General features: G+C 62.0%; 10 protein-coding genes. 1 reads left to right on the forward strand and 9 read right to left on the reverse strand.

Going from position 1 to position 14,021, the window contains the following annotated elements; all coding sequences use genetic code 11:
* Positions 1-5: 5 nt before the first annotated feature.
* The 8 genes from J3P92_RS09135 to J3P92_RS09170 all read right to left on the reverse strand — a co-directional run bounded on the left by J3P92_RS09135 (position 6) and on the right by J3P92_RS09170 (position 12,244).
* Positions 6-2,723, reverse strand: coding sequence for a nitrate reductase (locus J3P92_RS09135; protein ID WP_434650463.1), 2,718 nt, complete (start codon positions 2,721-2,723; stop codon positions 6-8).
* On the reverse strand, positions 2,720-3,040 hold the full coding sequence (gene nirD / locus J3P92_RS09140) for a nitrite reductase small subunit NirD (protein WP_420764744.1): 321 nt from the start codon (positions 3,038-3,040) through the stop codon (positions 2,720-2,722). The genes J3P92_RS09135 and nirD overlap by 4 nt, the downstream gene beginning before the upstream one ends.
* Entirely contained in the window at positions 3,037-5,490 is a 2,454-nt protein-coding gene (nirB, locus tag J3P92_RS09145; RefSeq protein ID WP_434650465.1) for a nitrite reductase large subunit NirB, read from the reverse strand. The genes nirD and nirB overlap by 4 nt, the downstream gene beginning before the upstream one ends.
* A gap of 426 nt (positions 5,491-5,916) precedes the next feature.
* Positions 5,917-7,587 (reverse strand): protein kinase domain-containing protein, encoded by a 1,671-nt coding sequence (locus tag J3P92_RS09150; RefSeq protein WP_434650467.1) that lies wholly within the window; start codon positions 7,585-7,587, stop codon positions 5,917-5,919.
* 9 nt (positions 7,588-7,596) lie between these two features.
* Positions 7,597-8,808: a nitrate/nitrite transporter gene (locus J3P92_RS09155; protein WP_025212688.1), complete on the reverse strand. Its 1,212-nt coding sequence runs from the start codon at positions 8,806-8,808 to the stop codon at positions 7,597-7,599.
* 438 nt (positions 8,809-9,246) lie between these two features.
* A complete protein-coding gene (locus J3P92_RS09160) occupies positions 9,247-10,194 on the reverse strand; it encodes an IS110 family transposase (RefSeq protein ID WP_434649985.1) in 948 nt (315 codons plus the stop codon).
* Between the two features lie 248 nt (positions 10,195-10,442).
* Positions 10,443-11,018 (reverse strand): ANTAR domain-containing response regulator, encoded by a 576-nt coding sequence (locus J3P92_RS09165; protein WP_420764740.1) that lies wholly within the window; start codon positions 11,016-11,018, stop codon positions 10,443-10,445.
* Between the two features lie 14 nt (positions 11,019-11,032).
* Positions 11,033-12,244 (reverse strand): CmpA/NrtA family ABC transporter substrate-binding protein, encoded by a 1,212-nt coding sequence (locus J3P92_RS09170; RefSeq protein WP_434650469.1) that lies wholly within the window; start codon positions 12,242-12,244, stop codon positions 11,033-11,035.
* Positions 12,245-12,478: 234 nt separating this feature from the next.
* Here J3P92_RS09170 and J3P92_RS09175 point away from each other — a divergent pair, with 234 nt between their 5' ends.
* A complete protein-coding gene (locus tag J3P92_RS09175) occupies positions 12,479-13,498 on the forward strand; it encodes a quinone-dependent dihydroorotate dehydrogenase (protein WP_420764738.1) in 1,020 nt (339 codons plus the stop codon).
* A gap of 206 nt (positions 13,499-13,704) precedes the next feature.
* Here the strand turns inward: J3P92_RS09175 and rmf are convergent, their stop codons facing one another.
* The gene (gene rmf, locus J3P92_RS09180) at positions 13,705-13,920 is read right to left on the reverse strand and encodes a ribosome modulation factor (RefSeq protein WP_003223300.1); all 216 of its coding nucleotides are present in this window, start codon (positions 13,918-13,920) and stop codon (positions 13,705-13,707) included.
* Positions 13,921-14,021 lie beyond the last annotated feature (101 nt).

Genomic DNA, 14,021 nt, shown 5'->3' on the forward strand with positions numbered 1-14,021 from the left:
TTTCCTCACGAGATAGCCGCCAGCGGTTGCGTGTTGGCAACCAGCAGGCGTTTGATTTCCGGTACGCAGGAACCGCACTGTGTGCCGCAACCCAGTTCTTTTTTCAGGCCCTGCAGATCCAGGCCGCGCTCGATACCCGCGCAAACCGCGCGCTGGCTGACATTCATGCAATTGCACAGGGTTTTCCCGCCGCCCATGGCGGCACCGGTGTTGCCCGGTGGCGCGCTCAAGGGGGCCAGCAGCCAGCGCCGCAGTTGCTCGTCGGCGCGACCTTCGAGCCACAGGTTCTGCAGCCAATGGCGAGCCAGGGTTTCTCCGGCCAGCCGAATGGCCGTGATGCGGCCGTTTTCGATCAGCACCCGCTTGCCAATGGAGCGGCGCGGATCGTCATAGGCCAAGACGGGCCCGTCGATAAGGCCGAGTTGCTCGTCGATCGCCTGGAGCAGTTGCGGTGCGGGCGCAGCAGCGCTGGCGGCGCGAATCAGCAATGCGGGACGTTCACGTCCGGTAAGGCTAAGGCTGACGTAGGCAAACGCCTCACACAGAGGACGCAAAGTCTCCAGATGCTGTTGAACATCGCCTTCGACCAAGGCGAAAAGCTGCCATGGCAGGTTCACCGGTTCCAGGCGCACGCCGCTGTGCTTGAGCTCCGGCTGCTTCGACAAAGGGTCGAACGCCGGTTGAGTCAGGACGTTGACCGCGCCCTTGAGAAACCGGTCGCCCCAGTGCATGGGCAGGAATGCCTGTCCGGGGCGCACGCTTTCGTCGCTGTCCACCGCCACGATCAGGCTGCCGCGACGGCTTTTGAGGCTGACCAGGTCGCCCGCTTGCAGGCGATGGCGAAGCAGCTCGTCGGGATGCAGGCTGAGCACCGCTTCGTTGACATGGCCAAACAATTGCGCGGCGGTGCCGGTGCGGCTCATGCCGTGCCACTGGTCACGCAAGCGGCCGGTGTTCAGGGTCAACGGATAGCGCGCGTCACGCAATTCCTTGGCGGCGCGATAGGGGTCGGCTACAAACCGAGCCCGGCCGCTTTCCGTAGGAAACACGCCGTCTACGTATAAACGGGCGGTGCCGACCGTAGCGCCTTCGCGGAAAGGCCATTGCTGGGGGCCAAGCTGATCGATCAGCGCGTGGCTGATACCGGACAGGTCCAGGTCGCGACCACGGGTCAGCTGCTTGTATTCATCGAACAGTTGCGCCGGTGTTTCGAAGCCGAACAGGCTTGAGGAGGTAGGGCGCAGACGTTTTTCCAGGCGTTGTGCGAAATCCACAGTAATGGCCCAGTCCGGACGTGCTTCACCCGGTGCGTTTATTGCCCGGCGAACGTGTGAAATGCGCCGCTCGGAGTTGGTGACCGAGCCTTCTTTCTCACCCCAACTGGCCGCTGGCAGCAGCAGGTCGGCGAAGGTGGCGGTCTCGGTGGTGCGGAAAGCCTCCTGCAATACCACGAATGGGCAGGCTTGCAGGGCTTCGCGTATGGCGGCCTGGTCAGGCATCGATTGGGCCGGGTTGGTGCAGGCGATCCACAAAGCCTTGATCTTGCCGTTGCGCACTTGCTCGAACAGCTCGATGGCGCTGAGGCCGGGGGTTGCCGGCAATTGTTCGACGCCCCAGTAATCGGCTACTTCAGCGCGATGTTCCGGGTTGGCTACTTCGCGATGGCCGGGCAGCAGGTTGGACAGACTGCCCGTTTCGCGGCCGCCCATGGCGTTCGGCTGGCCGGTCAAGGAAAACGGGCCCGCGCCCGGACGGCCGATCTGTCCGGTGGCCAGGTGCAGGTTGATCAGTGCGCTGTTTTTGGCGCTGCCGGCGGTGGACTGGTTCAGGCCCATGCACCACAACGACAGGAAACTGGGCGAGGTGCCGACCCATTCGGCGCATTGGTGCAGTTGCTCGACACTGATACCGCACCGCTGGGCGACCATGGCGGGCGTGTAGTCGCGTACCAGATTCTTCAGGTCCGCGAGGCCTTCGGTGTGTGCCTTGATGAAACTGCGATCAATCCAGTCTTCCCACAACAGCAGGTGCAAAATCCCATGGAACAATGCGACGTCGGTGCCCGGTAGGATCGCCAAGTGCAGGTCCGCCAGGTCGCAGGTGTCGGTGCGCCGGGGGTCGATGACGATGATTTTCATCTCTGGCCGGCGGGATTTGGCTTCTTCGAGGCGACGAAACAGGATCGGGTGGGCGTAGGCCATGTTACTGCCGACGATCATCACGCAGTCGCTCAGTTCCAGGTCCTCGTAGCTGCAAGGCGGGGCGTCGGCGCCGAGGCTTCGCTTGTAGCCCACCACGGCGGAGGACATGCACAGCCGCGAGTTGCTGTCGATATTGTTGGTGCCCACCAGAGCCCGGGCGAGTTTGTTGAAGGCGTAGTAATCCTCGGTGAGCAATTGACCGGAGATGTAGAAGGCCACGCTGTCGGGGCCGTGCTCGGCGATGGTCTCGGCGAAAATACTGGCAGCGTGATCCAGGGCACTGTCCCAGTCGGTGCGGGCCCGGGCCAGGCCTTTGCCCAGGCGCAGCTCGGGGTAGAGCGCGCGGGCGGCGAGGTCGCCGGTCAGGTGCAGCGTCGAGCCCTTGCTGCACAGTTTGCCGAAGTTGGCCGGATGGGCAGGATCGCCACTGACGCCGAGGATCCGCTCGCCGTCATGCTCGATCAACACGCCGCAACCGACCCCGCAATAACAGCAGGTCGAGGCTGTGGTCTGGCGGCTCATGAGCTTGCTTCCCGCAGGGCCAGCATGACCCGGCCGTTCTCTACCCGGGCCGCATGGTGGTGGGCGCAACCCACGTCCGGGGCTTGGGCCAGGCCGGTTTCCAGGTCGATCTGCCAGTTGTGCAGCGGGCAGGCCACGCGCTTGCCGTAGATCAGGCCTTGGGACAATGGGCCGCCCTTGTGCGGGCAGCGGTCGTCGAGTGCGAAAACTTCATCGTCGCTGGTACGAAAAATCGCGATATCGCCCTTCGGCCCCTGGATGATGCGTGAGCCCAGGGCGTTGATTTCGTCCAACGCGCAGATATCCAGCCAGTTCATGCCGGCACCTCCAGGTTTTTCACGGGGATGGCCTCGAACTCTTTTTTCAGTTGAGGCTGTTCCAGCCGCTGTTTCCAAGGGTCCTGTTCCAGGGACAGGGAAAACTTCAGACGTTCGTTGAGGGCCTTGCGCCGCTCCGGGTCTTCCAATACCGCTTTCTTGATGTGCTCCATGCCGACCCGCTGCATGTAGTGCACGGTGCGTTCGAGGTAGAAGGCTTCCTCGCGGTACAGCTGAAGAAAAGCACCGTTGTATTCGCGTACTTCTTCGGCGGTCTTGAGCTTGACGAAAAATTCGGCGACCTCGGTCTTGATCCCGCCGTTGCCGCCGATGTACATCTCCCAGCCGGAATCGACGCCGATAATGCCTACGTCCTTGATGCCTGCTTCCGAGCAGTTGCGAGGGCAACCGGAGACAGCCAGCTTCACTTTGTGCGGCGACCACATATTGAACAAGTCATGTTCGAGCTCGATGCCAAGCTGAGTGGAGTTCTGCGTGCCGAAGCGGCAGAACTCACTGCCTACGCAGGTCTTCACCGTTCGGATGGATTTGCCGTAGGCATGGCCGGACGGCATGTCGAGGTCTTTCCACACGCCGGGCAGGTCTTGCTTCTTGATGCCCAGCAAGTCGATGCGCTGACCGCCAGTGACCTTGACCATGGGCACGTTGTACTTGTCGGCGACATCGGCAATACGCCGCAGCTCGGACGGGTTGGTCACGCCGCCCCACATCCGCGGCACTACGGAGTAGGTACCGTCTTTCTGGATATTGGCGTGGGCGCGTTCGTTGATCAGGCGCGACTGCGGATCGTCCTGGGCTTCGCCGGGCCAGGTGGAAATCAGGTAATAGTTCAGCGCAGGTCGGCAGGTGGCGCAGCCGTTCGGGGTGCGCCAGTTCAGGTAGCTCATGGTTCCGGCGATGGTCAGCAGGTGCTGGTCGCGGATCGCCTGGCGAATCTGGCCGTGGTTGAGGTCGCTGCAGCCGCAGATGGCTTTCTCGCTTTTGGGCTTGACGTCCGCCGCGCCGCCCACGGTGTTGATCAGGATCTGCTCCACCAGGCCGGCGCAGGAGCCGCAGGAACTGGCGGCCTTGGTGTGTTTCTTCACGTCATCGACGCTGAACAGCCCGTGTTCCTGGATCGCCTTGACGATGGTGCCCTTGCACACGCCGTTGCAGCCGCAGACTTCGGCAGTGTCGGCCATGCCCATGGCTTTGTCCTGGCCCTGATGGCCTACATCGCCAAGTGCGTTTTCGCCGAACATGAGGTGATCGCGGATCTCGCTGATGGCGTGATTCTCACGGATCTGGCGGAAATACCAGCCGCCATCCGCCGTATCGCCGTACAGACAGGCGCCGACCAGCACGTCATCCTTAATCACCAGTTTTTTGTAGACGCCGCCGATCGGGTCGGAAAGGGTGATGGTCTCGGTGCCTTCGCCGCCCATGAAGTCGCCGGCGGAGAACAGGTCGATGCCGGTGACTTTCAGCTTGGTCGACGTGACTGACCCTTTGTAAGTGGCGAAACCCAGTTGCGCGAGGTGGTTGGCGCAGACTTTTGCCTGTTCGAACAACGGCGCCACCAGGCCATAGGCGGTGCCACGGTGGCTGGCGCATTCGCCGATGGCGTAAACGCGTGGGTCGTAGGTCTGCATCGTGTCGTTGACCAGGATCCCGCGGTTGCACGGGATGCCGCATTTTTCCGCCAGCTCGGTGTTGGGACGGATGCCAGCGGCCATTACCACCAGGTCGGCGGGAATGACGTCGCCGTTCTTGAACTGTACCGAGCCGACACGGCCATTGCCGGCGTCATGCAGGGCCTGGGTCTGTTCGCTGAGACGGAATTTCAGGCCACGGCTTTCCAGGGCGGTTTGCAGCAGTTGGCCGCTGGTCTTGTCCAATTGCCGTTCCAGCAGCCATTCGCCGATGTGCACGACGGTCACGTCCATGCCGCGCAGCTTCAGGCCGTTGGCGGCTTCCAGTCCCAGCAGGCCGCCACCGATCACCACAGCGTGTTTATGGGTCTTGGCGGTGTCGATCATCGCCTGGGTGTCGGCGATGTCGCGGTAGCCGATCACGCCATTGAGGGTGTTGCCGGGGATCGGCAGGATGAACGGCGTGGAACCGGTGGCGATGAGCAAGCGGTCGTATTCGGCTTCGCTGCCGTCTTCGGCGATGACCCGGCGCTTGACCCGGTCGATCTCTACTACCTTGCGGTTGAGCAACAGCTTGATGTTGTTTTCCTGATACCAGTTCAGGTCGTTGAGCACGATTTCTTCAAACGTCTGTTCCCCGGCGAGCACGGGTGAGAGCAGGATGCGGTTGTAGTTGGCGTGGGGCTCGGCGCCGAACACAGTGATGTCGTAGAGCTCATTGCTCAACTTGAGCAGTTCCTCGAGGGTTCGAACCCCGGCCATGCCGTTGCCGATCATTACCAGTTTGAGTTTTTTCATCAGGGTTCTCCGCAAGCTCAGGCCTGTTTCATCACGGCGGTCAGGCTGGCTCGACAATTTTTCGAAAACAAAAAAAGGCGTCCCGCTAGCACAGCTAGCGAGGACGCCTTTGTCCTGGTCCCGTTCTCTCGGGAAGCACCGCCTTCATCGTTGGAAGCGTTGCTTTATGTATGGTGAGAGAGGTTATGCAGTGGTTGTGCCAAGTGCTTCGGGAACGCGGATTTGTTGGGTGATCGGCGGGTCGGGTGAAACCGAGGGGAATTTATTGCACCGAATCAAAGCGTGTTGCTCGCTAATGGAGCGTGGGGCCGATAGTTTGTAGTGGTAGACAGGCCGCCATCCGAGCAAGCTCGCTCCCACAGGTTTTGTTTCCACTGAGGATCCAGTGTGGGAGCGAGCTTGCTCGCGATGGGGGGCGACCGGATTTCAGCTGTTAAACACCAGGAACAGCAGCACCACATTCACCACCAACGACACCAGCGCCAACGTCCGCCAGACTTTCAGCGGCTCTCTCTCGAGCAAAGGCCTGGGCCTTACGCTCATGCTGCGCCGCTCGCCCTGTTCCAGAACCAACAGCCATTCCTCGGCTGTTTCAAAGCGCTGCGCGGGGTCTGCCGCCACGGCCCGTTCCAGGCTTTGTCCAAGCCATTCGGCAAGGTCCGGTCGATAGCGGCTGGCGTTGATCGGCACGCCAAAACGCGGGCGCTGGAAGGCTTCGATTTCGCCGTAGGGATAGTGCCCCGTCAACAGGAAATACAAGGTCACGCCGACCGCATACAAATCCTGTTGCGCCGTAGGGGCGTTGCCGCCGAAGGCTTCCGGGGCAATGTAGCTGGGCGTTCCGGGCAGCACGTTGGCCTGGTCCTCGGACAGGCCGGGGCAGTACGCGAGGCCAAAATCCAGCAGGCGCAATTCGCCATCGTCTCCCAAGTGCAGGTTTTCCGGCTTGATGTCGCGGTGGTAGATCTGCCTTCGATGCAGCAGACCCACCGCTCGCACCAACCGCTGCGCCAGGTCTTGCCATTGGGCCAGCGACAGCGGACCGCCCTGGTTGAACAGCTCGGCCAGGGTCGCGCCCGGGTATTCGCGCATCACGTAGTACAGATGCTGGCGCTGAGGCACGCCATGCACCTCCGGAAATTGCCTGCCCGCGACCCGCTTGAGAAACCATTCTTCCGATAGCAGCGCCTGGCCGGCCCGGGTGTCGTCCCGTAACTGCCCGGGCAAGGTTTTCAGCAGCCAGGGTTGGCCCTGGCCATCGCGTACCCGGTAGAGCAACGACTGCTGGCTCTGGCCGAGCGCGCCTTCGATCTGCCAGCCCTCGAACACTTGGCCCGACTTCAGCGCAGGTGGCAGGGGCCACTGCTGCAATTGGATCAACGCGTCGCCGATGCTCGCTTCGCCCACCGCATCGACCCGCACCAGCAGCGCGCTGGCGTTGTCCTGGCTACCGGCCAGATGCGCGGCGTTGACCAGCGTCTGCGCGGCGAGATTGAGGTCCGGCTGGTCGCGCAGGATGCCGGCGATGGCCGTGTCCCCGAGTACCGCCCAGACACCGTCGCTGAGCAGCACGAAGGTTTCGTCTTCGCGTAGCTCCCCGTCCAGGAAATCGAGGATCAGGTGCTGATCCAACCCCAGGGCGCGCTTGAGCACATGCTGCATGCCCTGTTGTTCCCAGACATGGTCTTCGCTGACCCGTTGCAGGTTGTCGGCGTGCCAGCGGTAGACCCGGCAATCGCCGACATGGGCGAGGGTGAAGCGCCGGCCCCGCAGCACCAGGGCACTGACGGTGGTGAGCAGCGGCTGCCCGCCACCGTTGGCCTGCAGCCAGCGGTTCTGCGCCGACAGCAGCCGGTCCAGTGCCTGGGCCACGCCCCAGGTTTGCGGCGTGGCGTAGTAGTCCAGCGCCAGTGCCTGCAAAGTAGAGCGCGCCGCCAACCCGCCATCGGCGCATTGGCTCACACCGTCGGCGATGGCGAACAGGTAACCCTTGCTGGCGGCCAAGGCCGGGGCAGGGGTCACCAGGCGCAGGGCGTCCTGGTTCTCCTCCCGTGGGCCGATGGCACTGGCTTCGGCAAAACTCAATTGCAGGCTCATGATGGGCGGTCAGACCCGAGCAGCGGTGACGGCGGCCGAACCCCAAGTAGTTCTCCAGCGACGCTTGACGCCGTGCAGGCCGAACCAGGCCAGGACACCAAGGCTCGCGAACAACCACAACGCCAACTGGTAGCTGCCGGTGCTCTGCTTGATCGCGCCCATGCCCGCCGCGAGGGCGAAGCCGCCGATGCCGCCGGCCATGCCGATCAGCCCGGTCATCACGCCGATTTCCCGACGGAAACGTTGTGGCACCAGTTGGAACACCGCGCCGTTGCCCGCACCCAGGCCAAGCATGGTGCAGACGAACAAAGCCAATGCCGCGTAGGAACTTGGCAGGTTGAACCCCACCGCGGCGATGCAGACGGCCGCGACGGTGTACATGCCGAGCAAGGTGCGGATGCCGCCGAAACGGTCCGCCAGGGCGCCGCCCAATGGGCGCATGAGGCTGCCACCAAAGACGCAGGCGGCGGTGTAGTAGCCGGCCGTGACCGGGCTCAGGCCATATTGGTCGTTGAAGTAGCCGGGCAGGGCGCTGGCCAGGCCGATGAAGCCGCCGAAGGTCACGCTATAGAAAAACATGAACCACCAGCTGTCCCGGTCGCCCAGGGCCTTGAGGTAGTCGGCCATGGATTTGGCCTTGGGGCGCTCGGGGGCGTTCTTGGCCAGCCAGGCGAAGAGGACAAGGGTCAGCACCAGCGGGATCAGCGCGAAGCCGAACACGTTGGTCCAGCCGAAGGCCACGGCCATGACCGGTGCGATCAATGCTGCGAGTACGGTGCCCGAGTTGCCGGCCCCGGCGATGCCCATGGCCTTGCCTTGGTGCTGCGGCGGATACCACTGGGAGGCCAGCGGCAGGGCCACGGCGAACGAAGCGCCGGCCACACCGAGGAACAGGCCTAGCAGCAGCGCTTGCTCGTAGCTGTGGATGCCCAGTTTCCAGGCGCAGAACAGCGCACCAATGACGATCACCTGACCGACCATGCCGGCGGTCTTCGGCGAAATCCGGTCGGCCAGCAGGCCCATGAACAGGCGCAGTACGGCACCGGCGAGGATCGGGGTGGCGACCATCAGGCCGCGCTGTTGCGTGGTCAGGTGCAGGTCGGCAGAGATCTGCACCGCCAACGGGCCAAGCAGGTACCAGACCATGAAGCTCAGGTCGAAATAGAGGAAGGCCGCGAACAATGTCGGGGTGTGGCCGGATTTCCAGAAGCTTGAATTCATCGCGCACCTCAGCTGTAAAAGTCTCGAGAAATGAGTCAGTGCTTTGAGCAGTGCGCCGCCTGTGGTCGCACCACCGGTCCCGCGGGACCAAAACAAAAAAACGCCGCAACCCGGATTGCCTGAGTGGCAAGAGGGTGTGCGACGTCTTTGTCGTAGGTGGGGCAACCGCCGTTGGTTACCTGTGGGGTTGCTTAAGCGAGATCTGTGCCAACCCGAGGGAGGGGGATGGCTATCGCGAGCAGGCTCGCTCCCACAGTGGGTCGGGGGCGTTCGCAAAGTGCTGCGTTCACCCTGAGATCAATGTGGGAGCGAGCTTGCTCGCGATGACGGTGGGTCAGTCGATTGAGATGTTGAAAGCGGGATTGCAATCGCGAGCAAGCTCGCTCCTACAGTGGAGCTGCGGTCTATTGTGGGAGATTCTATGGTGCATGGCTAGCCTTAGATGCCTTTTGGTAGGTATTCGCTCTGGTTCTTCAACAGAGCGAATACCACTCGGGCAAGCTTGCGGGCCAGTGCCACTAATGCTTCGGTTGTGCTTAGCCCTCGAGCCCGCAGAGCCCCATAAAAACCCTTCCACGCCGCTGTGCGGCTCGCCGACATCGCGGCGTTGTGCATCAATCGGCGCGCCTCCGGGTCACCTCGCTTAGACAGGCAGCGGCGTCCCTTCTTTTTTCCCGAGTCCGATATGCGCAGGTCCAGCCCTAGAAAAGCGATGAAGGCATCGGCATTTCTGAAATCTCCACGCTGAAACGACGTAAGTAAACGCGCACCGCTCAACAGCCCGATTCCTTCGACTTTCATGCAGCGCTTGAGCTGACTGCCCAGACCGGCTGCATCCAATTGCGTCTGGATTGTTTTCTCAAGCAAGATTTCCAGTCGCTGCATGGCCTTTATCTGGTTCTCAAAGGCCGTTTTGAGCAACGGTTCGTTCGACCAACTTTGCTTGAGGCTGACACGCGCCTGAACCAAGGCTGCCCGGCGCCGGAAAAGGCTTATAAGCCGGCAATACAGGGGCGATGGCGGGGTCCACGGGTGCAACTGGTGGCCTTCGTTGTTCAAGTAGCGAGCCAACAACCGAGCATCCAGCGCATCGGTTTTGGCGCGAACTTTCACACCTTTGCGGTAATGGCTGAGTTCGTAGCCGCCGATCATGTAGATCACACAGCCCTGCGCATAAGCCAGGTCGGCGAAGTCCTGGTGATAGATATTGGTGGCCTCGATGGCGACATCCACTGGCGCAGGCAATTCCTTGAGCCACTTCTGGATCGCAGCTTTGGTGTTGGGGATCGCTTCCAGTCGATCTGTTTCTGCGTGATAAATCACCAACTCATCTTTGGCGACATCAACCCCCACGATCGGCTTTGCGACAGAAACCGGCATTGCCATTGAAAATCCTCCGCGCTAAGGTTTGAACACTTGAAGGGTTCACCCAGAGGCGCAGGCTTGTTCCTATCGTCGGTCTAGGCCAGATGCATTCTTTATCGGCGCTTGGGTGAAAGGAGGAGGGGTGAAATCTCCCACGGTCTGTACTGCGCGAACAGTCAGAATCGAGCCTTGTCCCTCCTCCTCCCTTCAAGTCCTACCATACAAGCGAGCCTGCTCGCGAATGGGGCAGGCCAGGCACTACAAGGCTTTCAGCCAAGCAATTCATTCATCGCAATGATCTGCTCCGCCACCTGGATCAGCTTCTGCTGGCGGCTCATGGCCTGGCGGCGCATCAGCGTGTAGGCCTGTTCCTCGTTGCACTCTTTCATCTTCATCAGCATGCCCTTGGCCAGTTCGATGCGCTTGCGTTCAGCCAGTTGCTGGTCGCGGGCCAGCAGTTGGGCGCGCAGGGCCTGGTCGCTTTCGAAGCGCGCCATGGCGACATCAAGGATCGGTTGCAGGCGCGCGGCGTGGATGCCTTCGACGATGTAGGCACTCACACCCGACTTGATGGCCTGACGCATCACATCCGGATCGTGCTCGTCGGTAAACATGACGATCGGTCGCGGCTGGTCGCGACTGACAAGCACTACTTGCTCCATCACATCGCGTCCGGGTGACTCGGTATCGATCAGGATCACGTCCGGACGCACCGTTTCGACGCGCGCTGGCAGGTCGATGGTCAGGCCGGATTCGTCGATCACTTCGAAGCCGGCCTCAATCAAGGCCGCTCTAAGGCGGCCGACTTTTTTCGCGGTGTCGTTGATCAGCAGGATACGCAGCATAATCGTGGCTCCTGTCAGCGGCTGGCGAGAAGGGGAGCCGCATCGCTCAAGGCGTGCAGTTTGAAGCTGCGGGCGTACCCGGCCGGGTCCGTGCCGTCCCAGGTGGTGCCGTCGATCAGTTGGCTGCTGCGCATGTCCTGGCCTGGGGGCGTCATGCCCAGTGTCGCAGCGGCTTCACGGTACAGCTCGAGTTGCTGGACCTGGCGCGCGACGGCCAGGTAGTCCGGGTCTTCGCGCAGCAGGCCCCAGCGGCGGAACTGTGTCATGAACCACATGCCATCGGACAAGTATGGCAGGTTCACCTCGCCGCCTCCGTGGAAGCGCATGGCATGGGGATCCTGCCAGCTGTTGCCCAGGCCGTCGGCGTAGATGCCCAGCAGGCGCGGCTCGATGCAATCCAGCGGCGCATCGAGGTATTCGGGCGCGCTGAGCAATTGCGCGGTACTGCGACGGTTCTCGACGCTTTGCTCGATGAAACGGCTGGCTTCAAGGATCGCCATGACCAATGCCCGGGCGGTATTGGGGTATTGCTCGACGAAAGCGCGGGTGCAGCCGAGGACTTTCTCCGGGTGATCGGGCCAGATCGTCTGGGTGGTCGCCAGGGTAAAACCAAGGTTCTGCTTCACCGCGCTGGCGCACCAGGGTTCGCCCACGCAAAAACCGTCGATACGACCAGCTTGCAAGTGCGCGACCATTTGCGGCGGTGGCACCACGACGCTGTCGACGTCCGATAAAGGATGAATGCCCTGGGCCGCGAGCCAGTAGTAGAGCCACATGGCGTGGGTGCCGGTGGGGAACGTCTGGGCGAACGTCAGTTTCGGGCGAGTTTGGTGCACGTGCTGTTCCAGTGCCTCAGGACTGGTCACGCCTTGGGCCTGGAGGCCGTGGGACAGGTTGATGCTCTGGCCGTTCTGGTTCAGCCCCATCAGCACGGCCATGTCGGTGGGCGCGACGCCGCCGATGCCCAGGTGCACGGCATAAATCAGGCCGTACAGGCTGTGGGCTGCGTCGATTTCGCCACTGACCAGCTTGTCCCGCAGGTTGGCCCAGGACGCCTGGCGCTTGAGGTTCAAGGTCAGGCCGTAGGGTTGGGCGAAGCCTTGGGTGGCGGCCACCACCACCGGGGCGCAGTCGCTCAGGGCCATGAAGCCAAGATTGATCGCGCTTTTTTCCGGGGCATCGCTGCCATTGACCCAGGCCAGGGACGTGGCTGGAACTTCATTCATCGATATCACCTTCCACATCAAAAAGCGCCGTGTCCGGGTTAAGGAAGGCCGGACGCCGACGCCGTTGTCCTTTGAAACAGTGCGGCACTCATTCCGTCGTTGGCATGGGGCGCTGATGACCAAAAAGGTGCAAGGCATATGCCAGCGCTGCGGTTTTGTGCGAGCGCCTCGCTTGCGACGCCGTTGCGCGGCTATAATCGCGGCCTCATTTCGTCGCCCGAGTCAAAGCCGCCCATGTACACCCTGGCCCGTGAACTGCTGTTCAAACTCTCCCCGGAAACCTCCCACGACCTGTCCCTGGACCTGATCGGCGCGGGCGGGCGCTTGGGCCTCAACGGTCTGCTATGCAAGGCTGCGGCGAAACTGCCGGTGACGGTCATGGGCCTGGAATTTCCCAACCCGGTCGGATTGGCGGCGGGCCTGGACAAGAATGGCGCCGCCATCGACGGCTTTGCGCAACTGGGTTTCGGCTTCGTCGAGATCGGCACCGTGACGCCGCGGCCACAGCCGGGCAACCCGAAGCCACGATTGTTCCGTCTGCCTCAGGCCGAGGCGATCATCAATCGCATGGGCTTCAACAACCTGGGCGTCGATCACCTGCTGGCCCGTGTCGCGGCGGCCAAGTACAAGGGCGTGCTGGGCATCAACATCGGCAAGAATTTCGACACCCCGGTGGAGCGCGCCGTCGACGACTATCTGATCTGCCTGGACAAGGTCTACGCCCATGCCAGCTATGTCACCGTAAACGTCAGCTCCCCGAACACTCCGGGGCTGCGTAGCCTGCAATTTGGTGACTCCCTCAAGCAATTGCTCGCCGACCTGGCCCGGCGCCGCGCGGAGCTGGCGGTTATCCATGGCCGGCATGTTCCGTTGGCCATCAAGATCGCCCCGGACATGAGCGACGAGGAAACCGTCCAAGTGGCCCAGGCCCTGATCGAGACCGGCATGGACGCGGTGATTGCCACCAATACCACCCTGGGACGCGAAGGCGTCGAAGGGCTGGAACACGGTGACGAGGCGGGCGGTTTGTCTGGTGCGCCGGTGCGTGACAAGAGCACCCATACCGTGAAAATCCTGGCGGGTGAACTGGCGGGACGCTTGCCGATCATTGCGGCGGGCGGGATCACCGAAGGCCGGCATGCCGCCGAGAAAATCACCGCTGGGGCAAGCCTGGTGCAGGTTTATTCGGGTTTCATCTACAAGGGGCCCGCGCTGATTCGAGAGTCGGTGGATGCGATTGCGGCGTTGGGGTGATTCCTTAGGTTGGTGAGGTCCATTTGTGGCGAGGGGATAACTCCCCTCGCCACACCAGTGTTTTCAGCTCAAATCCGCGAATCCCGGGCATTAAAAAGGGCTCCAGAAGGAGCCCCTTGGGCCGTAGCCCGCCGTCCGGATGGGACGTGCGTGGTTAAATCGGTTTGGATGTCAAGTTGTCGAGTTCTTGAGTAATAAGCCCTGTGTCAGCCGACGGCGTGAAGTTCGTTGAGTCTATGGATACCCGCAGTGCCGGTCATACCGTCCCAGTTGTCGCCGCGTCCTTCCCGCCAGCCATTGATCCAGGCTTGACGTACCGACGGTAGAGTAAAGGGGCAAAGCTCACGGGATTTACCACCAACGCCATATTGGTAACCGCGTAAAAATGCTCTTTCCAACGGATCACGCTTAAGTCTTCTCATAGGGTGTTGCCCTCACTTGTTGACTGTTGCTTAGCGTCGACCTCTATTGAGGCCGGGGCAGAATCATTCTGCCGTTGGCGGCTCGTTGCCGGCGTGACGAG

This window comes from Pseudomonas sp. D3-27, from assembly GCF_051132165.1.
Taxonomy (GTDB): Bacteria; Pseudomonadota; Gammaproteobacteria; order Pseudomonadales; family Pseudomonadaceae; genus Aquipseudomonas.